The 24,497-nt window shown below is 58.7% G+C and carries 26 protein-coding genes and 1 tRNA gene; 3 read left to right on the forward strand and 24 right to left on the reverse strand.

The features are described from left to right. Positions 1–154: 154 nt before the first annotated feature. From bamB to trmJ, 18 genes are all read right to left on the reverse strand, one after another. The gene (gene bamB / locus ACYZTL_RS10450) at positions 155–1,306 is read right to left on the reverse strand and encodes an outer membrane protein assembly factor BamB (protein WP_461951727.1); all 1,152 of its coding nucleotides are present in this window, start codon (positions 1,304–1,306) and stop codon (positions 155–157) included. Beyond that, positions 1,299–1,940, reverse strand: coding sequence for a tetratricopeptide repeat protein (locus ACYZTL_RS10455; RefSeq protein WP_461951728.1), 642 nt, complete (start codon positions 1,938–1,940; stop codon positions 1,299–1,301). The genes bamB and ACYZTL_RS10455 overlap by 8 nt, the downstream gene beginning before the upstream one ends. 42 nt (positions 1,941–1,982) lie before the next feature. Further along, positions 1,983–3,272, reverse strand: a complete 1,290-nt coding sequence (hisS, locus tag ACYZTL_RS10460; RefSeq protein WP_461951729.1) for a histidine--tRNA ligase — start codon at positions 3,270–3,272, stop codon at positions 1,983–1,985. 23 nt (positions 3,273–3,295) lie between these two features. Continuing rightward, complete coding sequence (gene ispG, locus ACYZTL_RS10465) at positions 3,296–4,405, reverse strand: flavodoxin-dependent (E)-4-hydroxy-3-methylbut-2-enyl-diphosphate synthase (protein ID WP_008147751.1); 1,110 nt, start codon at positions 4,403–4,405, stop codon at positions 3,296–3,298. Positions 4,406–4,408: 3 nt separating this feature from the next. Continuing rightward, entirely contained in the window at positions 4,409–5,446 is a 1,038-nt protein-coding gene (locus tag ACYZTL_RS10470) for a RodZ domain-containing protein (RefSeq protein ID WP_461951730.1), read from the reverse strand. Continuing rightward, entirely contained in the window at positions 5,446–6,204 is a 759-nt protein-coding gene (gene pilW / locus ACYZTL_RS10475; RefSeq protein WP_084320782.1) for a type IV pilus biogenesis/stability protein PilW, read from the reverse strand. Before pilW ends, ACYZTL_RS10470 begins: the two co-directional genes overlap by 1 nt. Before the next feature lie 17 nt (positions 6,205–6,221). Next, complete coding sequence (gene rlmN, locus ACYZTL_RS10480) at positions 6,222–7,364, reverse strand: dual-specificity RNA methyltransferase RlmN (protein ID WP_461951731.1); 1,143 nt, start codon at positions 7,362–7,364, stop codon at positions 6,222–6,224. 28 nt (positions 7,365–7,392) lie between these two features. Beyond that, complete coding sequence (gene ndk / locus ACYZTL_RS10485; RefSeq protein ID WP_007916882.1) at positions 7,393–7,818, reverse strand: nucleoside-diphosphate kinase; 426 nt, start codon at positions 7,816–7,818, stop codon at positions 7,393–7,395. Between the two features lie 216 nt (positions 7,819–8,034). Further along, a complete protein-coding gene (gene iscX, locus ACYZTL_RS10490) occupies positions 8,035–8,235 on the reverse strand; it encodes a Fe-S cluster assembly protein IscX (protein ID WP_461951732.1) in 201 nt (66 codons plus the stop codon). A gap of 14 nt (positions 8,236–8,249) precedes the next feature. Further along, the gene (fdx, locus tag ACYZTL_RS10495; protein WP_461951733.1) at positions 8,250–8,591 is read right to left on the reverse strand and encodes an ISC system 2Fe-2S type ferredoxin; all 342 of its coding nucleotides are present in this window, start codon (positions 8,589–8,591) and stop codon (positions 8,250–8,252) included. Continuing rightward, complete coding sequence (gene hscA / locus ACYZTL_RS10500) at positions 8,591–10,456, reverse strand: Fe-S protein assembly chaperone HscA (RefSeq protein ID WP_461951734.1); 1,866 nt, start codon at positions 10,454–10,456, stop codon at positions 8,591–8,593. Before hscA ends, fdx begins: the two co-directional genes overlap by 1 nt. A gap of 51 nt (positions 10,457–10,507) precedes the next feature. Continuing rightward, positions 10,508–11,029: a co-chaperone HscB gene (hscB, locus tag ACYZTL_RS10505; RefSeq protein WP_461954291.1), complete on the reverse strand. Its 522-nt coding sequence runs from the start codon at positions 11,027–11,029 to the stop codon at positions 10,508–10,510. An 8-nt stretch (positions 11,030–11,037) separates the two neighbouring features. After that, a complete protein-coding gene (iscA, locus tag ACYZTL_RS10510; RefSeq protein WP_003227904.1) occupies positions 11,038–11,361 on the reverse strand; it encodes an iron-sulfur cluster assembly protein IscA in 324 nt (107 codons plus the stop codon). Between the two features lie 34 nt (positions 11,362–11,395). After that, a complete protein-coding gene (gene iscU / locus ACYZTL_RS10515) occupies positions 11,396–11,782 on the reverse strand; it encodes a Fe-S cluster assembly scaffold IscU (protein ID WP_003443374.1) in 387 nt (128 codons plus the stop codon). An 85-nt stretch (positions 11,783–11,867) separates the two neighbouring features. Next, positions 11,868–13,082 (reverse strand): IscS subfamily cysteine desulfurase, encoded by a 1,215-nt coding sequence (locus ACYZTL_RS10520; RefSeq protein ID WP_461951735.1) that lies wholly within the window; start codon positions 13,080–13,082, stop codon positions 11,868–11,870. 50 nt (positions 13,083–13,132) lie between these two features. Continuing rightward, positions 13,133–13,624: a Fe-S cluster assembly transcriptional regulator IscR gene (gene iscR, locus ACYZTL_RS10525; RefSeq protein ID WP_461951736.1), complete on the reverse strand. Its 492-nt coding sequence runs from the start codon at positions 13,622–13,624 to the stop codon at positions 13,133–13,135. Between the two features lie 265 nt (positions 13,625–13,889). Next, the gene (gene cysE, locus ACYZTL_RS10530) at positions 13,890–14,666 is read right to left on the reverse strand and encodes a serine O-acetyltransferase (RefSeq protein ID WP_461951737.1); all 777 of its coding nucleotides are present in this window, start codon (positions 14,664–14,666) and stop codon (positions 13,890–13,892) included. Between the two features lie 2 nt (positions 14,667–14,668). Continuing rightward, entirely contained in the window at positions 14,669–15,439 is a 771-nt protein-coding gene (gene trmJ, locus ACYZTL_RS10535; protein ID WP_008045111.1) for a tRNA (cytosine(32)/uridine(32)-2'-O)-methyltransferase TrmJ, read from the reverse strand. Between the two features lie 146 nt (positions 15,440–15,585). Between trmJ and suhB the strand changes: the two genes are divergently transcribed. Next, positions 15,586–16,404, forward strand: a complete 819-nt coding sequence (suhB, locus tag ACYZTL_RS10540) for a type III secretion system regulator SuhB (protein ID WP_008014726.1) — start codon at positions 15,586–15,588, stop codon at positions 16,402–16,404. 245 nt (positions 16,405–16,649) lie between these two features. Here suhB and ACYZTL_RS10545 read toward each other — a convergent pair whose 3' ends face one another. The 6 genes from ACYZTL_RS10545 to queA form a co-directional block, all read right to left on the reverse strand. Continuing rightward, positions 16,650–17,198 carry a glycine zipper 2TM domain-containing protein gene (locus tag ACYZTL_RS10545; RefSeq protein WP_461951738.1) on the reverse strand — a complete coding sequence of 183 codons (549 nt, stop codon included), beginning with the start codon at positions 17,196–17,198 and terminating at the stop codon, positions 16,650–16,652. A gap of 120 nt (positions 17,199–17,318) precedes the next feature. After that, a complete protein-coding gene (gene secF / locus ACYZTL_RS10550; RefSeq protein WP_461951739.1) occupies positions 17,319–18,233 on the reverse strand; it encodes a protein translocase subunit SecF in 915 nt (304 codons plus the stop codon). A 9-nt stretch (positions 18,234–18,242) separates the two neighbouring features. Next, positions 18,243–20,111: a protein translocase subunit SecD gene (gene secD, locus ACYZTL_RS10555; RefSeq protein ID WP_461951740.1), complete on the reverse strand. Its 1,869-nt coding sequence runs from the start codon at positions 20,109–20,111 to the stop codon at positions 18,243–18,245. A 63-nt stretch (positions 20,112–20,174) separates the two neighbouring features. Beyond that, complete coding sequence (gene yajC, locus ACYZTL_RS10560; RefSeq protein ID WP_007982729.1) at positions 20,175–20,510, reverse strand: preprotein translocase subunit YajC; 336 nt, start codon at positions 20,508–20,510, stop codon at positions 20,175–20,177. A gap of 43 nt (positions 20,511–20,553) precedes the next feature. Next, a complete protein-coding gene (gene tgt / locus ACYZTL_RS10565) occupies positions 20,554–21,669 on the reverse strand; it encodes a tRNA guanosine(34) transglycosylase Tgt (RefSeq protein ID WP_162130630.1) in 1,116 nt (371 codons plus the stop codon). 14 nt (positions 21,670–21,683) lie between these two features. Beyond that, complete coding sequence (gene queA / locus ACYZTL_RS10570) at positions 21,684–22,733, reverse strand: tRNA preQ1(34) S-adenosylmethionine ribosyltransferase-isomerase QueA (protein WP_150710071.1); 1,050 nt, start codon at positions 22,731–22,733, stop codon at positions 21,684–21,686. Between the two features lie 107 nt (positions 22,734–22,840). On the opposite strand from queA, the gene ACYZTL_RS10575 reads away from it, so the two are divergent. Together ACYZTL_RS10575 and ACYZTL_RS10580 are read left to right on the forward strand one after the other, a co-directional pair. Continuing rightward, positions 22,841–22,925 (forward strand) — tRNA-Leu (locus ACYZTL_RS10575). A 166-nt stretch (positions 22,926–23,091) separates the two neighbouring features. Further along, on the forward strand, positions 23,092–24,333 hold the full coding sequence (locus tag ACYZTL_RS10580) for a tyrosine-type recombinase/integrase (protein WP_461951741.1): 1,242 nt from the start codon (positions 23,092–23,094) through the stop codon (positions 24,331–24,333). Positions 24,334–24,497 lie beyond the last annotated feature (164 nt).

A 24,497-nucleotide genomic window follows, 5' to 3' on the forward strand; every position in this document is an offset into this window, starting at 1 on the left:
TTTTCTGTAGGAGCGAGCTTGCTCGCGAAAAACGCAAAGGCAACGCGTTTATTCAGGTCGCCAACGCAATCGTTGACGTCCATCGCGAGCAAGCTCGCTCCTACAGTCCTACAAACAGTGAAGCCGCTTGGGGGTTAAACCCCAAGCATAGTCGTTACTTGATGGTCAGGGCTTCCAGTTTGCCACTGTTGCCATACAGATAAATCGTGTTATCCACCACCAGCGGACGGGCGCGCAGGCCGTCGCTGTCGATGCGCTCGCGGCCGACAAAGCGACCGTCCACCTGGCTCAGCAGGTGCACGTAGCCTTCCATGTCACCGATTGCAACATAGCTGGAGAACACTTCCGGAGCCGACAGTTGACGGCGAGCCAGCGAATCGTTGCTCCACAAAGCTGTGGTGGAACGCTCGTCGACGCCTTCAACGGTGCCCGAAGACAGGCTCACGTAAACAGTGCCGAAGCCCTGGGCCACGCCGGCATAGCTGGAAGCATCACGCTGCCAGAGCTGACGACCGCTTTCCAGGTCCAGTGCCGCAACGCGACCCTGGTAGCTGGCGACGTACAAGGTACCGCCGGACAGCAGCAGACCACCGTCGATATCGACAACGCGCTCCAGTTCCGAACGACCTTGCGGGATCGCAACCCGTTGTTCCCACACCGGCACGCCGTTGGAAATATCGAGAGCGACCACTTTACCGGTCGACAGGCCAGCCACCGCGAGGCGGTTGGTGACGATCGGTGCACTGGTGCCGCGCAGGGTCAGGACGGCAGGCGTGCTGTCATACAACCAGCGCTGGTTGCCGGTAGCGGCGTCCAGACCGATCAGACGGTCGTCCTGAGTCTGAACCACCACCACGTCACCGTTGTTGGCCGGCGGCGCGAGGACTTCGCTGGACACGCGAGCGCGCCATTTCTCTTCACCGCTGCTGGCGTCCATCGCAACGATTTCGCCCTTGGTCGTACCGATCACGAGCAGGCCATAACCTACGCCAACGGCGCCGGAAACAGGCAGCTCAAGATCTTTCTTCCATTTGACGTCGCCATTGCTGCGATCCATCGCCATCACCACGCCAGTGACGTCGGCGGCATAGATGGTATCGCCTTCGATCGCCGGAACCAGCATGTTGTAGGTTTCGCCCTGACCGTCACCGATCGAACGACTCCACTGCTTTTGCAGGACCACTTCTTCTTTGAAGTCGACCAGTTCGGCAGGCGGCAATTCTTTTTTGCTGTTGCTGCTGCAACCCGCGGCCAATACGGCCAGAGCCAGCAATGCTGCATGTTTCCAACGGATCACGTCACGCATCCCCTTTGGCCAGATCGTCCAGCTTGATTTGCAGGCCACCGACTGCCGCTTCATCCGACAGTGCCGCCTTGGCTTTTTGATATGCAGCGTTCGCTTCGTCGGTACGACCCAACTGCACCAGCAGGTCGCCTTTGAGTTCTTCGCGAGTGGCCAGGAAGGCTTTATCGGCATCGCCTTCGAGCAACTTCAGGGCTTCATCGGCCTTGTTCTGCGCGCCCAGTACCTGTGCCAGGCGCTGACGGGCGATTTCGCCCAGTGCCGGGTTGGCTGGTTTGGCAACGATGGCCTTCAGCTCGGTGACAGCGTCGTCCAGCTTGCCGCTGTCGACCGCGACTTTCGCCACGAACAGGCTGCCGTACTGTGCGTAGGCGGTGCCGCCGAACTCGCTGTTGAGCTTGCCGGCCAGGTCCGAAACACGGGCGGCGTCGGGCTTGCCGTCAGGCGTCAGCGTGGTTTCGAGCAATTGCTGATAGAGAATCGAGGCGCTTTGCGACTGATTGCTCTGATACTTGTGAAAGGCCTGCCAGCCGAACACGATGACCAGCGCCAACAGGCCGCCAGTGACCAGGGGCTTGCCGTTGCGTGTCCACCAGTCCTTCAAATCCGCCAGGTTTTCGTCTTCGGTACTCGACACCCCAATACTCCTTAATCGCTAAATCGGCTGTTTAAGACAGCTTCAACCCTGCACGACGCAGGTGGCCAGGTGTGCAGCAAGCGCATCCCAGGCAATGCTTTGTTGTTCGCCCTGGCCACGCAGGGGTTTGAAACCTACCACTTGCTGGGCCATTTCGTCGTCACCGAGGATCAGCGCGTACAGCGCACCGCTCTTGTCGGCCTTCTTGAACTGGCTTTTGAAGCTGCCGGCGCCGGCATTGATCTGCAGGCGCAGGTTGGGCAATTGATCGCGAACCTTCTCGCTCAACGTCAGGGCCGCCAGCTCGGCAGCCTCGCCGAAAGCGCAGAGATAGACGTCGACCTGACGGGAGATCTCTTGCGGGATCTGCTCCAGGGTTTCCAGCAGCAGCACCAGACGCTCGATGCCCATGGCGAAACCAACGCCCGGGGTCGGCTTGCCGCCCATCTGCTCCACCAGACCGTCGTAGCGGCCGCCGGCACACACGGTGCCTTGAGCGCCCAACTTGTCGGTGACCCATTCGAAAACGGTCTTGCTGTAGTAATCCAGCCCGCGCACCAGCTTCGGGTTGATCACATAAGGAATACCGGCGGCGTCCAGGCGAGCCTTGAGGCCCTCGAAGTGCACGCGGGATTCTTCGTCGAGGTAGTCGGCCATTTTCGGCGCATCGACCAGGATCGCTTGGGTGTCGGCGTTCTTGGTGTCCAGAACACGCAACGGGTTGGTCTTCAGGCGGCGCTGGCTGTCTTCGTCCAGCTTGTCCAAGTGAGCGGACAGGAACTCGACCAGTGCTTCGCGATAACGACCACGGGATTCGCTGGTGCCCAGGCTGTTGAGCTCGAGCTTGACCGCATCACGGATACCCAGCTCGCCCCACAGGCGCCAGGTCAGCACGATCAGCTCGGCGTCGATGTCCGGACCGTCGAGGTTGAACACCTCGACACCGATCTGGTGGAACTGGCGATAGCGACCTTTTTGCGGACGTTCGTGGCGGAACATCGGGCCGATGTACCAGAGCTTCTGCACCTGGCCACCGCCGGTGATGCCGTGCTCAAGCACCGCACGCACGCAGGCCGCCGTGCCTTCGGGACGCAGGGTCAGCGAATCACCGTTGCGGTCTTCGAAGGTGTACATCTCTTTTTCGACGATGTCGGTCACTTCACCGATCGAGCGCTTGAACAGCTCGGTGAACTCGACGATTGGCATGCGGATCTGCTTGTAACCGTAGTTATCCAGCAGACGCGAAACGGTGCCCTCGAAATGACGCCACAGGGGAGTCTGTTCGGGCAGGATGTCGTTCATGCCACGAATGGCTTGCAGAGACTTGCTCACTTAAAATCCTTAAATTCGTTCGATCAGCCGCGAGCGATTACAGCTGCGTCGGCTTCGACCTTTTCGGCCGCTTTCTGACGGATCAAGCGTTCGAGCTCATCCACCAGATTGTCATTCGTCAGTTTCTGCGACGGCTTGCCGTCGATGTAAATCAGGTTTGGCGTGCCGCCGGTCAAGCCGATATGGGCTTCCTTGGCTTCGCCCGGCCCGTTGACCACGCAACCGATGACCGCGACATCCAGCGGCACCAGCAGGTCTTCGAGGCGCCCTTCCAGCTCGTTCATGGTTTTGACCACATCGAAGTTCTGCCGCGAGCAGCTCGGGCAGGCGATGAAGTTGATGCCACGGGAACGCAGGTGCAGGGATTTGAGAATGTCGTAGCCGACTTTCACTTCCTCGACCGGGTCGGCCGCCAACGAGATGCGGATAGTATCGCCAATCCCTTCGGCGAGCAGCATACCGAGGCCCACGGCGGATTTCACTGTGCCTGAACGCAAACCACCGGCTTCGGTGATGCCCAGGTGCAGCGGCTGGACGATTTCCTTGGCCAGCAAGCGGTAAGCGGCGACGGCCATGAACACGTCGGAGGCTTTCACGCTGACCTTGAAGTCCTGGAAGTTCAGGCGTTCAAGGTGCTCGACGTGACGCAGGGCAGATTCGACCAGCGCGGCCGGGGTCGGCTCGCCGTATTTCTTTTGCAGGTCTTTTTCCAGGGAACCGGCATTGACGCCGATGCGGATCGGAATCCCGCGATCACGGGCGGCATCGACCACCGCACGCACGCGGTCTTCACGACCGATGTTGCCCGGGTTGATCCGCAGGCAATCAACGCCCAGTTCAGCGACGCGCAGCGCGATCTTGTAGTCGAAGTGAATGTCGGCCACCAAGGGCACTTTCACCAGTTTTTTGATTTTGCCGAAGGCTTCGGCGGCGTCCATGTCCGGCACGGAAATGCGCACGATATCGACGCCAGCGGCTTCCAGTCGATTGATCTGGGCCACGGTGGCGGCGACGTCATTGGTGTCGCTGTTGGTCATGCTCTGCACAGCGATGGGCGCATCGCCGCCAACAGGTACGTTACCGACCCAGATCTTCCGGGATTCGCGACGCTTGATTGGAGATTCGCCGTGCATGACTTATTGACCCAACTTCAGGCGAGCAGTCTCGCCACTGGTGAACGGAGCGACATCAACCACCTGCCCGTTGTAGCTGACCTGCGCGCCGCGGGCGAAGCCCAGACGCACGGAAAACGGCGGCTTACCGCTGAGAGAAACGTTTTCGCCTTTACGCTTGAGACCACTCAGCAGCACTTTGCCGGTGCCGTCGGTGACTTGCGTCCAGCAATCGGCGGTGAATTGCAGTTGAACGCGACCCTGGCCGGCAACCGGAGCAGCCGCTGCTGGAGCGGGAATGGTCGGCGTGACCGAAGCGGCGGCAGGCGGGGTCGATACAACAGGAGCAGCCGGGGCCGGAGTTGCGACAACCGGCGCGGTGCTGTGCGTCGGTGCTGCAGGCGCCGGGGTAACCGGTGCAGTCGGAGCGGCAGCAGGTGCAGTGGCTTCAGCTTCAGCTTCAGTTTCAGCCGGCTCTTCAGCCGAAGTCTCGGCTTGCGGCAATGCGAGAGCGGTCGAGCCTTCAGCCTGACCTTCCGCGACAGCCTGGTCTTCCGGCTCGTCCAGCGGATGGATCTGGGTGGTGCCGTCGGCGCCTTCGACTTCAACGTGTTCCGGGCTCAGGCTGGTCAGGTCCTTGGTACGCAGCGAGGTCTGATCCTGCCACCATACAAAACCACCGCCGATCACGGCAATCAGCAACAGCAGACTGACGATTCGCAGAATAGTGTGGGAAACCCGAACCGGCTCTTCGATACGACCCAGGCTGTGGACGTTGCTGCCCTGGGAATCGGTGCCAGTGGATTGGTCGAACTGTTGAACCAGAACGGTCTGGTCCATGCCGAGCAATTTGGCGTACGCGCGAATATAACCGCGGGCAAAGGTATGCCCAGGCAGTTTGTCGAATGCGCCAGCTTCCAGATTGCTCAGGGAATTGGCGGTGAGGTTGAGCTTGAGGGCCACTTCGGCCAGCGACCAGCCATTGCTTTCGCGGGCCTGGCGCAAGGTCTCACCGGGGTTAACGCGATTCGCTGCTACAACTTCGGGATGCGCCGCTTTCATCATTGCTCCGACAGGTATTGCTGATATTCCGGCGTACCGGGATAGAGTCGTTTTAGTTGCAGGCCAAAACTGGCGGCCTTGTCGCGATCTTCGAACACTTTTGCCAGCCGAACGCCAAGCAATAGACTACGTGCATTTTGCTCGGTGAGCAGGCTAAAACGGTCGTAATAGTCACGCGCGGGCACATAATGCCTGTCTTCGTAAGACAACTCAGCCATTTCCAGCAATGCACGGGGTTGCTGACGGTTCAAACGCAGGGCTTTTTCCAGTTGCTGCCGGGCCAGATCACGCTGGCCAAGCTTGGAAGCAGTCATGCCCAGATTCTCAAACACTCGCGAACGCTCAGGATACAGGGTATCGGCGGCGGCTTGCTCGAAGCGCTCGTAAGCCTCTTTGTAACGTTTTTGCTCGAAAAGAAAACTGCCGTAGTTGTTCAGGATGCGCGCATCGTTGGACCGGGAAGACAGCGCCTTGCGAAAGTGCTCGTCCGCCAGCTCCGGCTCCATCTCCGCCTGAAACACCAGACCCAATGCGGCGTTGGCGTCGGGGTCCGAGCTGTCCAGCTCCAACGCCTTTTTCAGCGGAACCTTGGCGCGCTCGGTCATGCCCTGCTGCAAGTAGCCCAAGCCCAACTGTACATAGGCGACACGCGCTTCATCGCGGCCCTTACTGGTCTTCATCGGGTTGAAATCGCCCGACAGGACGCAGCCAGTACAAAGACTGGCCAACAGCACAAGCAGCGCGAAGCGCAGGGACATAGAGATCCTCTCTTGATTTATTTCGCGGCGTTTTGCGCCATATCGCTGTCGGCGCTCAACTCACGCACGGCAATATAACGTTCGCTGCGACGGGTGCGATCCAGCACCTGCCCTACCAATTGGCCACACGCTGCATCAATGTCTTCACCGCGGGTGGTGCGTACGGTGACATTGAAGCCGGCATGGTGAAGCTGATCCTGGAAACGACGAATCGCGTTGTTGCTCGGGCGCTCGTAACCGGAATGCGGGAACGGGTTAAACGGAATCAGGTTGATCTTGCACGGGACGTTCTTGAGCAACTCGATCATCTCAACGGCATGTTCAACCTTGTCGTTGATGTCTTTGAGCAAAGTGTACTCGATGGTCAGCACGCGTTTTTCGCCCAGGGACGACATGTAGCGCTGGCACGACTCGAGCAGCATCTTAAGCGGATATTTCTTGTTGATCGGCACCAATTGGTTACGCAATGCGTCATTTGGTGCGTGCAGAGACAACGCCAGGGAGACGTCGATGTGCTTGGACAGCTCATCGATCATCGGCACCACGCCGGAGGTCGACAGGGTCACACGGCGCTTGGAAATGCCGTAGCCCAGGTCGTCCATCATCAGATGCATGGCCGCAACGACGTTGTCGAAGTTCAGCAGCGGCTCGCCCATGCCCATCATCACCACGTTGGTGATGGCACGGTCGGCGGTCGCCGGGATGCTGCCGAACGATTTATTGGCAATCCACACCTGGCCGATGACTTCGGCGGCGGTGAGGTTGCTGTTGAAACCTTGCTTGCCGGTGGAGCAGAAACTGCAATCCAGGGCACAGCCTGCCTGGGACGAAACGCACAAAGTGCCGCGTTTGCCCTGGGGAATGTACACGGTCTCGACGCAGCTGCCGGACGCCACGCGCACCACCCATTTACGGGTGCCATCGGTGGAAATGTCCTCGCTGACCACTTCAGGACCGCGAACTTCAGCAATGGCCTTGAGCTTGTCGCGCAAGGCTTTGCTGACGTTCGTCATGGCGTCGAAATCATCGACGCCAAGGTGGTGAATCCATTTCATTACCTGACCGGCACGGAAACGCTTCTCCCCGATTGAGTCGAAGAATTTCTCCATTTCCTGTTGAGTCAGACCCAGCAGGTTGGTTTTTACAGTCGATGTAGTCATGGATTCACCTTCACTCTTAAGCCAATGCTTAGCGAGTGGTTACTTCAGTAGCAGCGAAGAAGTACGAGATTTCGCGAGCAGCAGCGGCTTCGGAGTCCGAACCGTGTACAGCGTTGGCGTCGATGGAATCAGCGAAGTCAGCACGGATGGTGCCGGCAGCAGCTTCTTTAGGGTTGGTAGCGCCCATCAGCTCACGGTTCAGAGCGATAGCGTTTTCGCCTTCCAGAACCTGAACGACAACCGGACCGGAGATCATGAAAGCAACCAGGTCGCCGAAGAAGCCACGAGCGCTGTGCTCAGCGTAGAAGCCTTCAGCTTCAGCTTTGGACAGTTGCTTCAGTTTCGAAGCTACAACGCGCAGGCCTGCTTTTTCGAAACGAGTGGTGATCTCGCCGATGACGTTTTTTGCAACAGCGTCAGGCTTGATGATGGAGAAAGTACGTTGAACAGCCATGGTGTAACTCCAGAAACGGTAATTTGTGAAAAATTAAACCCGCGAATTATACGCGGGTTCTTGAGTATTGCCTAACTGCTTACAGGTCGCGACCTCTGCCTCTGTAGGAGCTGCCGAAGGCTCGGGCCGCGTTCGGACGATCCTTTGATCCTGGTCTTGCACTTGAGATTCAAGTGGCACTGGAAAAGATCGCAGCCTCGCTTCGCGAGTCAGCTCCTACGCTGCTTCTTCGATCCAGGCGGCCTGAATGGCTTCAAGCACCTTCTCGCCACCACGCTGAGGATCATCACTGAACTCCGGCAATGCCAGCACCCATTTGTGCAAATCGACGAAGTTCACGTAACGCGGGTCCACATCCGGCTTGGATTCAGCCAGCTGGATCGCGATTTCAAGCACATCAACCCATTTCAGACTCATGTCGCTTCCTTGAATCAGTGCGGCGCTTCGGCGGCATGGTTGAGCGAATATTTCGGAATTTCAACGGTCAGGTCTTCAGTCCCGACTATCGCCTGACAGCCTAGACGCGATTGAGCCTCCAGACCCCAGGCACGATCAAGAAAGTCTTCTTCCAGCTCATCCGCTTCTTCCAGCGAGTCAAAACCTTCGCGAATGATGCAGTGGCAGGTGGTGCAGGCGCAGACGCCGCCGCAGGCACTTTCCATCTCGATATGGTGCTCATGAGCCAGTTCGAGAATGGACGTACCGGTCTCGGCCTCCACAACCATGCCTTCCGGGCAAAACTTCTCGTGTGGCAGAAAAATGACCTGCGGCATCAGTTATCCTCGATTTCATTCAGGTTGCGCCCCGCCAGCGCGGCTTTCACCGTCGAGTCCAGGCGACGGGCGGCAAAGGCATCGGTCACTTGCGACAGACGCTTGGTCTGCTGCTCGATGGCATAACCATCGGTACCTTTCATCAGTTCGGTCAGTTCCTGCATCTGCAGCTCGATCACCATGCGCTCTTCTGCGTCGAGCAAACGCTCGCCGTCGGCTTCCAGGGCGGCTTGCACCGCTTCGATCAGGCGCTGGGCATCGACCTGCTGCTCACGCAGTACACGGGCGACCTTGTCGTCGTTGGCGTGCTGGAACGAATCCTTGAGCATCTTGGCGATTTCGCCGTCGGTCAGACCGTAGGACGGCTTGACCTGAATGCTGGCTTCAACGCCCGAACCCAGTTCCCGGGCAGAAACACTGAGCAGGCCGTCGGCATCGACCTGGAAGGTCACGCGAATCTTCGCCGCACCCGCCACCATCGCCGGAATGCCGCGCAATTCGAAGCGTGCCAGGGAACGGCAGTCGCTGATCAGCTCACGCTCGCCCTGCAACACATGGATCGCCATGGCCGACTGGCCATCTTTGTACGTGGTGAAGTCCTGGGCGCGAGCGACGGGGATGGTGGTGTTGCGCGGAATCACCTTCTCCATCAGGCCGCCCATGGTTTCCAGCCCCAGGGACAACGGAATCACGTCAAGCAGCAGCAATTCGCCGCCATCGCGCTTGTTGCCGGCCAGCGTATCGGCCTGAATCGCGGCACCGATGGCCACCACTTGATCCGGGTCGATTTCGGTCAGCGGCTGGCGACCGAATGCTTCAGCGACCGCTTCGCGAACCCGAGGCACGCGCGTCGAGCCGCCGACCATGACCACGGCGTGCACTTCTTCCAGCTCGACACCGGAATCACGCACCGCACGACGGCAGGCTTTCAGGCTGCGAGCAACCATTGGCTCGATCAGCGCATTGAAAGCTTCGCGAGTCAGCTCGGCCTTCCAGTCGCCATAAGCAACTTCAACGGAAGCGGCATTGGTCAGCGCTTCCTTGGCCGCGCAGGCGGTTTGCAGCAGATTACGTTGCGCACCCGGATCGAGATCGGCGGACAAACCGGCGCGCTCGATGATCCAGCCGGCAATCGCATGGTCGAAGTCATCGCCGCCCAGGGCGCTATCGCCACCGGTAGCCAGCACTTCGAACACACCGCCGGTCAGGCGTAGAATCGAAATATCGAAGGTGCCGCCGCCCAGGTCATAAATCGCGACCAGGCCTTCAGCGTGTTGATCCAGACCGTAAGCCACGGCAGCGGCGGTCGGCTCATTGAGCAAACGCAGCACGTTCAGACCGGCCAGTTTGGCCGCATCCTTGGTGGCTTGACGCTGAGCGTCGTCGAAATAGGCCGGAACGGTGATCACCGCGCCGACCAGTTCGCCGCCCAAGGTCGCTTCGGCGCGCTGACGCAGCACTTTCAGGATATCGGCAGAGACTTCAACCGGGCTTTTCGGGCCCTGGATCGTGTCGATGAACGGCATGTGCGACTCGCCGCCGACAAAGCGGTACGGCAGTTGATCGCCCAATTGCTTGACGTCGGACAGACCACGACCCATCAAGCGCTTGACCGACAGCACGGTGTTCAAAGGATCGGTAGCGGCAGCCAGCTTGGCCGATTCGCCGACTTCGACGCGATCGGCGTGGTAGCGCACGGCGGACGGCAGGATGACCTGCCCGTCAGCGTCGGCCAGAGGCTCGGAAAGACCACTGCGCAATGCAGCGACCAGCGAATTGGTAGTGCCCAAGTCGATCCCCACAGCCAGACGACGCTGGTGCGGTTGAGGACTTTGGCCGGGTTCGGCGATCTGCAGTAGGGCCATCGTGATCAGGACTTATCTGTATATCAGGCGTGCGACCGGAGCGGCACTGGGTTAATCGTCGAGGCGCTCTTCTAACTGGCGCACTTCGTAGGTGAGCTTGTCGAGGAACTGCATGCGCCGCATCAGGCGTTCGGCCTGTTCACGTTGCGCTGCATCATTCCAACAGGCTGCGAAGCTCTGGTTCAGTTCATCCTGAGCAGTTTTCAGGCGGCGCTTGAACGCTGCAATACCGGCCATGTCGGCACTGTCTTGCAGGTCTTCGAGCTCTTCGCGCAGCTCCATCTGCTGCAGAAGAAACGCCGGATCATGCACCGTGACCTCCAGCGGCAGCTCGCCACCATTCAGAGCGAGCAGATATCGCGCGCGCTTCGGGGGACTTTTGAGCGTCTGGTAGGCCTCGTTGAGGCTCGCGGATTGCTCTAGCGCCAGCCGTTGCTCGCGCTCGGAAGCGTCCGCAAAACGGTCGGGATGAACACTACGCGCCAACTCGCGGTAGCGCGTAGCCAACTGGTCGAGGTCCAGATTGAAACTCGGTTGCAGCTCAAATAAAGCGTAATGACAAGGAGTACCCACGAGAAGCCTCAGATGTTGAAGCTTTCGCCGCAGCCACATTCACCGCGCACGTTGGGGTTGTTGAACTTGAAGCCTTCGTTCAACCCTTCCTTGACGAAATCGAGCTCGGTGCCGTCCAGGTAGGCCAGGCTTTTCGGGTCGATGATCACTTTCTCGCCGTGACTTTCGAACACCTGATCCTCTGCAACCACCTCGTCGACAAACTCCAGCACGTAGGCAAGGCCGGAACAGCCCGTGGTGCGAACACCCAGACGAATCCCTTCACCTTTGCCGCGCCCGTCAAGGGAGCGTCGCACGTGTCGAGCAGCCGCTTCTGTCATGCTGATAGCCATCGGTGACTCCTTACTCGTCGCAAAATCTTGAAAATCAGATCAAGCCTTTCTTCTGCTTGTAGTCGCGAACGGCCGCTTTGATAGCGTCTTCAGCAAGTACGGAGCAGTGAATTTTCACTGGCGGCAGGGCCAGCTCTTCGGCCAGTTGAGTGTTTTTGATGGTCTCTGCTTCATCCAGAGTCTTGCCTTTCATCCACTCGGTCGCCAGGGAGCTGGAGGCGATGGCCGAACCGCAACCGTAGGTCTTGAACTTGGCGTCTTCGATGATGCCTTGCTCGTTGACCTTGATTTGCAGACGCATCACGTCGCCGCACGCCGGGGCGCCGACCATGCCAGTGCCGACATCCGGGTCTTCGGCGTCCATCTTGCCGACGTTACGCGGGTTTTCGTAGTGGTCGATGACCTTTTCGCTGTAAGCCATGATTCTTAATCCTCACTCATCAGAGAGTCGCTCTTTAAGCCCTGGGAACCTGGGTTCTTCAGGGCCGGTTCGCGGCGACTTGATATCAGTGTGCCGCCCACTCGATTTTCGAAATGTCGACACCGTCTTTGTACATGTCCCACAGCGGCGACAGAGCGCGCAGCTTGGTAACGGCCTCGCGGACTTTCTGCGCGGCGTAGTCGATTTCTTCTTCGGTGGTGAAACGGCCGAAGGTGAAGCGGATCGAGCTGTGTGCCAGTTCGTCGTTGCGACCCAGGGCGCGCAGTACGTACGAAGGCTCCAGCGAAGCCGAGGTGCAAGCCGAGCCGGACGAAACCGCCAGATCCTTGAGCGCCATGATCAGCGACTCGCCTTCAACGTAGTTGAAGCTCAGGTTCAGGTTGTGCGGAACGCGGGCGGTCAGGCTGCCGTTGACGTACAGCTCTTCCAGGTCTTCGACCTGTTTGAAGAAACGGTCGCTCAGGGCTTTGATGCGCACGTTCTCGGCAGCCATGTCTTCCTTGGCTACGCGGAAGGCTTCGCCCATGCCGACGATCTGGTGGGTCGCCAGGGTGCCGGAACGCATGCCGCGCTCATGACCGCCGCCGTGCATGGTCGCTTCGATGCGAACGCGCGGCTTGCGGCTCACGTACAGCGCGCCGATGCCTTTAGGACCGTAGGTTTTGTGGGCGGAGAACGACATCATGTCGACTTTCAGCTTCTGCAGGTCGATCTCGACCTTGCCGGTGGACTGAGCAGCGTCAACGTGAAACAGAATGCCCCTGGCGCGGGTCAGTTCGCCGATGGCGGCGATGTCGTTGATGGTGCCGATTTCGTTGTTCACGTGCATGACCGAAACCAGGATGGTGTCGTCGCGCAGTGCCGCTTCGATCATTTCAGGCGTAACCAGACCATCGGTGCGAGGCTCGAGGTAGGTCACTTCGAAGCCTTCACGCTCCAGTTGGCGCATGGTGTCGAGGACAGCCTTGTGCTCAATCTTGGTGGTGATCAGGTGTTTGCCTTTGGTCGCATAGAAATGCGCCGCGCCCTTGATTGCCAGGTTGTCGGATTCGGTGGCGCCGGAGGTCCAGACGATTTCACGCGGGTCGGCGTTGACCAGGTCAGCGACCTGACGGCGAGCGTTTTCGACGGACTCTTCAGCTTTCCAGCCAAACACATGGGAACGGGACGCCGGGTTACCGAAGTTTCCGTCGACCAGCAGGCATTCACTCATTTTTTGCGCAACACGCGGATCAACCGGGGTGGTCGCAGAGTAATCAAGGTAAATCGGCAATTTCATGGACTATCTCCTAAATCAGGCAGGCTGGCGTGCCGCTTGCTCTTTGGCTGTCATTCGACGGCGGACGCTTCAATCTTGTCCAGGTGTGGCGTCTTGCTGTTGCAACGACGCTGGTCCTGGCGCTGGGCTACTTCTTGCACCTCACGGCGAGTGACAAGATCAGCCAAGCTGATACCGCTCAGAAATTCGTGAATCTGCAGGCTCAGGTCGCACCACAAGTGGTGAGTCAGGCAGATGTCGCCTTGATGGCAATCGCCCTGGCCCTGGCACTTGGTGGCATCGACCGATTCGTTTACCGCATCGATCACCTGGGCGACCTGGATGCCCTGCATGTCGCGGGACAGCTGGTAGCCGCCGCCCGGGCCACGGACGCTGGAAACCAGATTGCTGCGGCGCAATTTGGCGAAAAGCTGTTCGAGGTAGGACAGGGAGATGCCTTGGCGCTCGGAGATATCGGCCAGGGACACCGGCCCGTGCTGCGCGTGCAACGCCAGATCGAGCATGGCGGTCACGGCGTATCGGCCTTTTGTAGTCAGTCGCATGGACAATTACCACGGAGTTCGGAATGGGGCGAGTATGCAATTCCCGAGTATTTAAGTCAACTATAAGACCTAGTACTTTAGTCAGGTTTACCCGCAAAAGAGCGGCCGCATCATAGCAAAGGCTGGGCGGTTACAGCCAGCAATTGCGCGTTATCGTTCTTCGCGAGCAAGCCCGCTCCCACATTAGATTTTCAGTGGCCACAGATTTGTGTTCGACAGAGATCCAGTGTGGGAGCGGGCTTGCTCGCGAAGAGGCCCGCGCAGTCTAGCTCGCCTGGCTCTGATCCTTATCCTTCACACAGGCGAAGTCTTCTTCGCGCAGCTCAGGCAGATCTTTCGCACAGTAGTTACTGCCCAGATCCTTCAAAGCCCCGCACATCCCCTCCAGACGACCATCAACTGCCTGCAAATGATCGAGCAACTGATTGATGGCGCGAGCGACCGGGTCAGGCATATCTTCGCCGACACCATAGGCATCAAAGCCAATCTTCTCGGCCATGGCCTTGCGCTTGGCGTCCTGCTCTTCATCGGATTTGACGATGATCCGCCCTGGAATACCGACGACAGTCGCACCCGCCGGAACAGCCTTGGTCACCACGGCATTGGAGCCAACCTTGGCACCCGCACCCACGGTGAACGGGCCAAGCACCTTGGCACCGGCCCCGACCACAACTCCATCTTCCAACGTCGGGTGACGCTTGCCTTTATTCCAACTGGTGCCGCCCAGGGTCACACCCTGATAAAGCGTGACATCGTTACCGATTTCAGCGGTTTCGCCGATGACAATGCCCATGCCATGGTCAATAAAAAAGCGACGACCAACCTTGGCACCCGGATGAATCTCGATCCCGGTCAACCAGCGACCGAAGTTCGACACCAGCCGCGCCAGCCATTTCAGATCCGCGCGCCACAACGCCGCCGACAGACGATGAATCCAGATGGCATGCATGCCCGGGTAGCAAGTCAGGACTTCAAAAGCGTTACGCGCCGCCGGGTCACGATGGAAAACACTCTGGATATCTTCACGCAAACGCTCGAACATCATTAATCCTTCCGCTTTAGAAGCTCACCACGGGCCGCTTTCTGGGTTTCCGTGAGGATGCCACGCAATATATTCATTTCCGCCCGGCTGACCGAGCTTCGTCCGTACAACCGACGCAGGCGCGCCATCAAGTGCCGTGGTTTTTCCGGATCGAGGAATTCGATGGCCACCAGGGTTTGCTCCAGGTGTTCATAGAATCGCTCCAGTTCATCCATGGTCGCCAGCTCAGCGCTTTTGACCGATGCCACTTCTTCCTTCTCGACCTTGCTTGGCTGGCCTTGGGCCGCCAGCCAGGACATGCGCACTTCATAGCTCAACACCTGCACCGCCGCCCCAAGGTTCAGCGAACTGAACTCAGGGTCTGATGGGATGTGCACGTGATAATGACATCGCTGCAGCTCTTCATTGGTCAGGCCGGAATCTTCACGACCGAAAACCAAGGCAATCTCGGCGCCCTGCCCGGCTTCCTCGACCACTTTCGTACCGCATTCGCGGGGATCGAGCAGCGGCCAGGGAATGCGACGATCACGGGCGCTGGTGCCGAGCACCAGATTGCAGCCGACCAAGGCATCTTCCAAAGTGGCGACGACTTGCGCGTTTTCAAGGATGTCCCCGGCGCCGGAGGCACGGGCATCGGCCTCGTGGTGCGGGAACAACCGTGGTTCAACCAGCACCAGCCGCGACAGGCCCATGTTCTTCATGGCACGCGCAGCCCCGCCGATATTGCCGGGATGGCTGGTATTGACCAGGACGACACGAATGTTATGCAGCAAGGGAGGCGCTCTCGAACACAGAAATGGGGAGCAGAATCTTACAGTTCATCCTACCGTTAAGCTATGAAAGCGAACACCGACCTTCTCCTGTAGAAACTTTCTGATAGAATGCCCGGCTTTCTTTAACAACCTTAGGTGACACATCCATGCAGCCCATGCTGAATATCGCGCTGCGCGCCGCCCGCAGCGCCAGTGAATTGATCTTCCGCTCCATCGAGCGCCTGGATACCATCAAGGTCGACGAAAAAGACGCCAAGGATTACGTATCCGAGGTGGACCGCGCCGCTGAACAGAAAATCATCGACGCGCTGCGCAAGGCCTACCCGAACCACTCGATCATGGGTGAAGAAACCGGCATGCACGCTGGCACCGGGATCGAAGGCGAAGAATACCTGTGGATCATCGATCCGCTGGACGGCACCACCAACTTCCTGCGCGGCATTCCTCACTTCGCTGTCAGCATTGCCTGCAAATACCGCGGCCGCCTGGAACACGCTGTTGTTCTGGACCCGGTTCGCCAGGAAGAATTCACCGCCAGCCGTGGTCGCGGCGCTCAACTGAACGGTCGTCGCCTGCGCGTCAGCGGTCGCACCAGCCTGGACGGCGCCCTGCTGGGTACCGGCTTCCCGTTCCGTGACGACCAGATGGACAACCTCGACAACTACCTGGGCATGTTCCGCGCCCTGGTTGGCCAGACCGCCGGCATCCGCCGCGCTGGCTCGGCGAGCCTGGACCTGGCTTACGTAGCGGCTGGCCGTTTCGATGCGTTCTGGGAGTCGGGCCTGTCCGAGTGGGACATGGCTGCAGGCGCCCTGCTGATTCAGGAAGCAGGCGGCTTGGTGAGCGACTTCACCGGCGGTCACGATTTCCTTGAGAAAGGCCACATCGTTGCCGGTAACACCAAGTGCTTCAAGGCAGTACTGACGGCGATCCAGCCGCACCTGCCGGCCTCGCTGAAGCGCTAAGCGACCGGCCACAAAAAAGCACCCTTCGGGGTGCTTTTTTTATGCCTGGAATTCAACCTCAACCACACCACAAAACCAATGTGGGAGCGGGCTTGCTCGCGAAGAGGCCGTGTCAGTCGATAGAGATGGCGACTGATACACCGCTTTCGCGAGCAAGCCCGCTCCCACAGGGATCTGTGGCGGCATATAGATCTCGCCCACAAAAAAAGCACCCCGCAGGGTGCTTCTTTTTGAGTCTGAGCTACTTACTGACCCGGCTCATTCTGCGACAGGATCAACTTACCTTCCTTATCGACCGGAATCTGATTACCCGGATCGCGATCCATCCGCACCTTGCCTTCCTTGCCATCCAGCGAATAACGAACGTCATAGCCCACAACCTTGTCGCTGATGTCATTCACGGTGTTACAGCGAGTTTGCGTCGTGGTGTAGGTGTCACGCTCCTGCATGCCTTCCTGAACCTTGTTACCGGCGTAACCACCACCGACCGCGCCTGCAACCGTGGCAATTTTCTTGCCGGTGCCACCGCCGATCTGGTTACCCAGCAGACCACCTGCCAGCGCACCCACCACCGTACCGGCAATCTGGTGCTGATCTTTCACCGGCGCTTGCCGGGTGACCGCTACGTCCTTGCACACTTCACGTGGCGTCTTGATTTGTGTCTTGACCGGTTCAACGGCTAGAACTTGCGCATACTCAGGGCCGCTTTTAACCAGGCTGTAGGTGGCAACAGCGCCCCCGGCAGTCACACCGACAGCACCTAGTACCGCACCAACCAGCATCGACTTGTTCACATGAACCTCCTGACCATCACATGCGGGATAAACCCGCGCTTCTCCCAGCCTTGGAGCATAAAAAAAGGCGCGAGTTCAACTCGCGCCTTTTTCGGCTTACAACCGGAAAAGCGATGGCCGTTATGGACGGTCGTCGACTTCCTTCTCGGTATTCACAGGAGGAATCAGATCCTCGGTGCTCAGGTTCAGCCAGATCAGCACCACGTTCGCGATGTAGATCGACGAGTAAGTACCCGCCAGAACACCGATAAACAGGGCGATGGAGAAGCCGAACAGGTTGTCACCGCCGAAGAACAACAGCGCCGCGATCGCCAGCAACGTGGAGATCGACGTCGCCATGGTCCGCAGCAGGGTTTGCGTGGTCGAGATGTTGATGTTCTCGATCAGGCTGGCCTTGCGCAGCACACGGAAGTTCTCACGAACCCGGTCGAACACCACGATAGTGTCGTTGAGCGAGTAACCAATGATCGCCAGCACCGCCGCCAATACCGTCAGGTCGAAGGTGATCTGGAAGAACGACAGGATGCCGATGGTCACGATTACGTCGTGGATCAGCGAAACGATCGCACCGACCGCAAACTTCCACTGAAAGCGGAACGCCAGGTAGATCAGAATGCCGCCCAGCGCCATCAGCATGCCGAGGCCGCCCTGGTCGCGCAGCTCTTCACCTACCTGCGGGCCGACGAACTCAACGCGCTTGACCGACGCCGGGTTGTCGCCGCCGACCTTCAACAGCGCTTCCGCCACTTGATGGCCCAACTGCGGGTCTTCACCCGGCATGCGCACCAACAAATCGGTGGTTGCACCGAAGCTCTGCACGATCGCCTCGTGATAACCCGAAGTGACCAGTTGTTCACGCACCTTGGTGACATCGGCCGGACGCTCGTAGGTCAGCTCGATGAGCGTACCGCCGGTGAAGTCCAGGCCCCAGTTCATGCCCTTGGTGGCGACGCTGAACAAGGCCAGCGCAGTAAGGAACAATGTGACGCCGAACGCGAAGTTGCGAACGCCCATGAAGTTGATTGTACGTAACATGGCAGCCCCTTAAATCCACAACTTCTTGAAGTCACGACCGCCGAAGATCAGGTTGACCATCGCGCGGGTCACCATGATGGCCGTGAACATCGAGGTAAAGATCCCGAGGGACATGGTCACTGCGAAACCTTTGACCGGGCCGGTGCCCATCGCAAAGAGAATCCCGCCGACCAACAACGTTGTCAGGTTGGCGTCGAGAATCGCGGTGAATGCCCGGCCGAAGCCTTCGTTGATTGCCCGTTGTACGGTCATGCCCGCCGCGATCTCTTCACGAATCCGCGAGAAGATCAGCACGTTGGCGTCGACCGCCATACCCATGGTCAATACGATACCGGCGATACCCGGCAGGGTCAGCGTTGCACCCAGCAGCGACATCAGGGCCAGCAGCATCACCATGTTCACCGTCAGCGCGACAGTGGCGATGATGCCGAAGAAACGGTAGATGGCGATGATGAACAGCGAGACAAACAGCATGCCCCACAGCGATGCATCGACACCCTTGACGATGTTGTCGGCACCCAGGCTCGGGCCAATGGTGCGCTCTTCAGCGAAGTACATCGGTGCAGCCAGGCCACCGGCACGCAGCAGCAGCGCCAGTTCGGACGACTCGCCCTGACCGTTCAGGCCAGTGATGCGGAATTGAGCACCCAGCGGCGACTGGATGGTCGCCAGGCTGATGATCTTCTTCTCTTCCTTGAAGGTCTGAACCGGTACGTCTTTCTCGACGCCGTTAACCACTTGCTTGACGTAAGTGGTGACCGGACGTTGCTCGATGAAGATCACCGCCATGCTGCGACCGACGTTGCTGCGAGTCGCACGACTCATCAGCTCGCCACCGTGACCATCCAGACGGATGTTCACTTCCGGTGTGCCTTGCTCACCGAAGCCAGCTTTGGCATCGGTGACCTGGTCACCCGTGATGATCAGACCGCGCTCGATCAGTGCCGGTGGACGATTGCCTTCACGGAATTCAAAGCTTTCGGAAGTGGCTTTCGATGCACCAGGCTCAGCCGCCAGACGGAACTCAAGGTTGGCCGTCTTGCCGAGGATACGCTTGGCTTCTGCGGTGTCTTGCACGCCCGGCAGCTCAACCACGATGCGGTTGGCGCCCTGACGCTGAACGATCGGTTCGGCAACACCCAGCTCGTTGACGCGGTTACGTACCGTGGTCAAGTTCTGCTTGATGGAGTATTCGCGGATTTCCGCCAGCTTGGCCGGGGTCATCGCCAGACGCAGCACCGGTTGGCCATTGAGGTCGGCCGGAACAATGTCGAAATCGTTGAAATTTTTGCGGATCAGAGCGCGGGCTTGTTCGCGGGTAGCTTCATCGGTGAAGCCCAACTGAACGGCACCATCGAGTTGCGGCAGGCTGCGATAGCGCAGTTTCTCTTTACGCAACAGGCTTTTTACATCGCCTTCGTAGACTTTCAAGCGTGCGTCGAGGGCTTTGTCCATGTCCACTTCGAGCAGGAAGTGCACACCACCGGACAAGTCCAGACCCAGCTTCATCGGGTGCGCGCCCAGGTTGCGCAGCCATTGCGGAGTAGTTTGCGCCAGGTTCAGTGCAACGACGTAGTCATCACCCAATGCCTTGCGCACGACATCCTTGGCTGGCAGCTGATCGGCAGCCTTGACCAGACGGATCAGACCGCCCTTGCCGCTCTCTGCCAAAGTGGCAGCCTTGACTTCGATCCCGGATGCCTTGAGCGCTGCGCTCACACGATCCAGATCAGCCTGATTGACTTGCAGCGCAGTGCTTGCGCCGCTGACCTGAATGGCCGGGTCATCAGGATATAAATTGGGAGCGGAATAAATCAGACCGACCGCCAGCACCGCCAGGATCAGAATGTATTTCCACAGAGGGTATTTGTTCAGCATCACGCCGCCCGCTTATGACGCGGGGCGCCTTGCGCGCCCCGTCGATTGAGTAGAAGTTGAAACTTAGATCGCTTTCAGCGTGCCTTTTGGCAGCGTGGCAGCAATGGCGCCTTTCTGGAACTTCATTTCGACGGTGTCGGACACTTCCAGCACCACGAAATCGTCAGCCACTTTAGTGATCTTGCCGGCGATGCCGCCGGTGGTCACAACTTCGTCGCCTTTTTGCAGGCTGCTCAGCAGGTTCTTCTGCTCTTTGGCGCGCTTGGCCTGTGGACGCCAGATCATCAGGTAGAAGATGACCAGGAAACCGACCAGGAAAATCCACTCAAAACCGCCACCCATTGGGCCTGCAGCAGGTGCAGCAGCGTCAGCCATGGCATTCGAGATAAAAAAGCTCATTTAGCACTCCAGTTGCAAATGTTGAATCTTGGGGTCAGGAAACTCAGTCCAAAGGCGGAACAGGTAACCCGCGTTTGGCGTAGAAGGCATCGACAAAGGCGGCCAATGTACCCTGTTGAATAGCCTCGCGCAAACCAGCCATAAGCACTTGATAATGACGCAAGTTATGGATGGTATTGAGCATGCTTCCCAGCATTTCGCCGCACTTGTCCAGGTGATGCAGATAAGCGCGGGAGAAGTTCTGGCAGGTATAGCAATCGCAGGTCGGATCGAGCGGCGAATCATCATGGCGATGGAACGCGTTACGGATCTTCAGCACGCCGGTATCAATGAACAGATGCCCATTGCGGGCATTACGGGTTGGCATCACGCAATCGAACATGTCCACACCGCGGCGCACACCCTCAACCAGATCTTCCGGTTTGCCAACGCCCATAAGGTAACGAGGTTTGTCAGCCGGCATCTGGCCCGGCAGGTAATCCAATACCTTGATCATCTCGTGCTTCGGCTCGCCCACCGACAGACCGCCAATGGCCAGGCCGTCAAAACCGATCTTGTCGAGGCCTTCCAGCGAACGCATGCGCAAATCCTGGTGCATGCCGCCCTGAACGATACCGAACAGCGCCGCCGTGTTGTCGCCATGGGCATTTTTCGAACGCTGGGCCCAGCGCAACGACAGCTCCATCGATACCCGAGCGACGTCTTCGTCAGCCGGGTACGGCGTGCATTCGTCGAAAATCATCACGATGTCCGAGCCCAGGTCACGCTGGACCTGCATCGACTCTTCCGGGCCCATGAACACCTTGGCGCCATCAACCGGAGAGGCGAAGGTCACGCCCTCCTCCTTGATCTTGCGCATCGCACCCAGGCTGAACACCTGAAAACCGCCGGAGTCTGTAAGAATCGGGCCTTTCCACTGCATGAAATCGTGCAGGTCGCCGTGCTTCTTGATCACTTCGGTGCCAGGACGCAGCCACAAGTGGAAGGTGTTACCCAGAATGATTTCCGCGCCGGTCGCGGTGATGTCCCGCGGCAGCATGCCTTTCACAGTGCCGTAAGTACCAACCGGCATGAACGCCGGGGTCTCGACAGTACCGCGCGGGAAGGTCAAACGACCGCGACGAGCCTTGCCGTCAGTAGCAAGCAACTCAAACGACATACGACTTTGGCGACTCATTCTTTGTCCTCAGGGCCACGTGGTGCGGGGTTACGGGTGATAAACATCGCATCACCGTAGCTGAAAAAGCGGTATTGATGCTCGACGGCGGCTTTGTAAGCGGCCATGGCTTCGGGATAACCGGCGAACGCCGAAACCAGCATCAACAGCGTGGATTCGGGCAAATGGAAGTTGGTGACCAGGGCATCGACCACATGAAACGGCCGGCCCGGGTAGATAAAGATGTCGGTGTCGCCACTGAACGGCTTGAGCACGCCATCGCGCGCGGCACTTTCCAGCGAACGCACGCTGGTGGTCCCCACGGCCACCACGCGACCACCGCGAGCGCGGCAAGCGGCGACGGCATCGACCACGTCCTGACCGACTTCCAGCCATTCGCTGTGCATGTGGTGATCTTCGATCTTCTCGACCCGCACCGGCTGGAACGTGCCAGCGCCAACGTGCAAGGTCACGAACGCGGTCTCGACGCCCTTGGCGGCTATCGCCTCCATCAGCGGCTGATCGAAATGCAGCCCCGCCGTCGGCGCCGCCACCGCGCCCAGGCGCTCTGCGTACACCGTCTGATAACGCTCGCGGTCCGAGCCTTCATCCGGGCGGTCTATATAAGGAGGCAACGGCATGTGCCCGACGCGGTCGAGCAGCGGCAACACCTCTTCGGCAAACCCCAGCTCGAACAACGCATCGTGACGCGCGAGCATTTCAGCTTCGCCACCGCCATCAATGAGGATCTTCGAACCCGGCTTCGGCGACTTGCTGGACCGCACATGCGCCAGCACGCGATGACTGTCGAGCACCCGCTCCACCAGGATTTCCAGCTTGCCGCCGGAAGCCTTCTGGCCAAACAGCCGCGCCGGAATCACCCGGGTATTGTTGAACACCATCAAATCGCCCGGGCGCAAATGCTCAAGCAAATCAGTGAATTGACGGTGTGCCAGGGCGCCGCTGACCCCATCAAGGGTCAACAGGCGACTGTTGCGACGCTCGGCCAAAGGGTGGCGAGCAATCAGCGAATCAGGGAGTTCGAAAGTAAAGTCAGCAACGCGCATGATGGGGTTCGTCTAGCAGGGCCGGGAAGTCTAGCGGAAATAGTGAAAATTCTCCATGTACCTGATTGACCGACGGTTATCTCATCTCTATACTTCGCCGCCATTGAGCCCTGATGGCGGAATTGGTAGACGCGGCGGATTCAAAATCCGTTTTCGCAAGAAGTGGGAGTTCGAGTCTCCCTCGGGGCACCAATCATATGTTTCTAGCTGTCTCAGACAGTTCACGAAACAGCACACAAAGCCCGCCTAGTGCGGGCTTTGTTGTTTCTGACTGTATCTCCCTATCTCACCTTATCTCTTCCCTCCGTGTATCCCACCTTGTATCCTCAGAAAAAGCCCTAACTCTGGGATACAAATCATGAAGCGTTCCGATATCAAGCGCCGCCCGTTGGCTGATACCGTACTGAGCAGTCTTGAGCCAGACACACAGGAATATCGAGAACTACATGAGCGCGGGCTTTACTTTCGGGTGAAGCCGAATGGCGGCAAATCGTGGCAGCTCCGATACAAGAACGCGGCAAGTAAATGGGCGTGGATGGGGTTAGGCAGTTATCCCGAAGTGAGCGCTAAGCGCGCTGGCGAGGAAGCGGACAAGCTGAGGAAACTAATCAGCGACGGAATTGACCCACAGGAACAAAAGCTCGCCACCAAGGCTGCCACTGTAGCTGCCAAAACCCGGACATTCCGCGTAGCGGCTGATGGCTGGCTCAAGGCCAAAGTCGATAAAGGGCTGGCCGACTCCACCCTGAGTAAGATCCGCACCTATCTGGAGAAGGACATACTCCCTGCTCTGGGTGACATGCAGTTGGACGAAATCACCCGCACCGACTGCGCCGCCCTGCAAGCCTCACTCGAAGCGCGCAACGCTCATAACGTTGCCGAGAAGTGTCGCACTTGGATAAATCAGATATTTGGACGGGCCATTGGCCTAGGGCTGACGGAGAACGATCCGGCCAGCAGGCTGCGCGATATTGCTGCACCCGCCCCCAAGACTCAGCAACACCCGCACTTACTGGAGCCCGAACTGCCAGAGTTCATCCGGGCATTGAAATCTACAACTAGCCGCCTGCCTGCCAAGACCGCTGCATGGCTTTGCATCTGGACAGCATCCCGGCCCGGAATGGTGCGGCTGGCGGAGTGGGCGGAAGTAGACTTTGATGTCGCCACTTGGACGACACCCGCCGCCAAGATGAAGATGCGCCGGGATCATGTGGCCCCCCTGCCCAGCCAGGCGATCGATGCCCTACGCGAACTGCACAGGGTGACAGGCCGTAGCCGCTGGCTGTTCCCCGGCGTCGGACCAAAAAACCCGACAATCAGTGAAAACACAATCAACAAAGTATTCGCCGGGATTGGGTACAAAGGTCGATTGGTCGGACATGGCACCCGCCACACTGCCAGCACCCTATTGCGCGAAAACGGCTGGCAAAAAGATCACATTGAGGCGCAACTGGCACACAAGGAGGAGGGCATTTCCGGCATCTACAACAAGGCCCAGTACCTTGAGCAACGCACGACCATGATGCAGTGGTACGCCGACCACTTGGACACGCTAGCCGCCGGCAACGTGGTGCAAGGCCAGTTCAACAAAAAAGCATAGTGCGTTGATTGCCGACCTTCCCTATGGCGCATAGACAGATATAGACTAAATACAGCGCTGCTTGGATATACCGCATCCAATCAGACGACCTCCGGCATTGCTCCGAGAACGTAGGAATAGTGCAATTCGGCGGCCCTTTGGGAGGGGGCGAAGTGTGGGTACTC

Source organism: Pseudomonas sp. LB3P81, assembly GCF_054897965.1.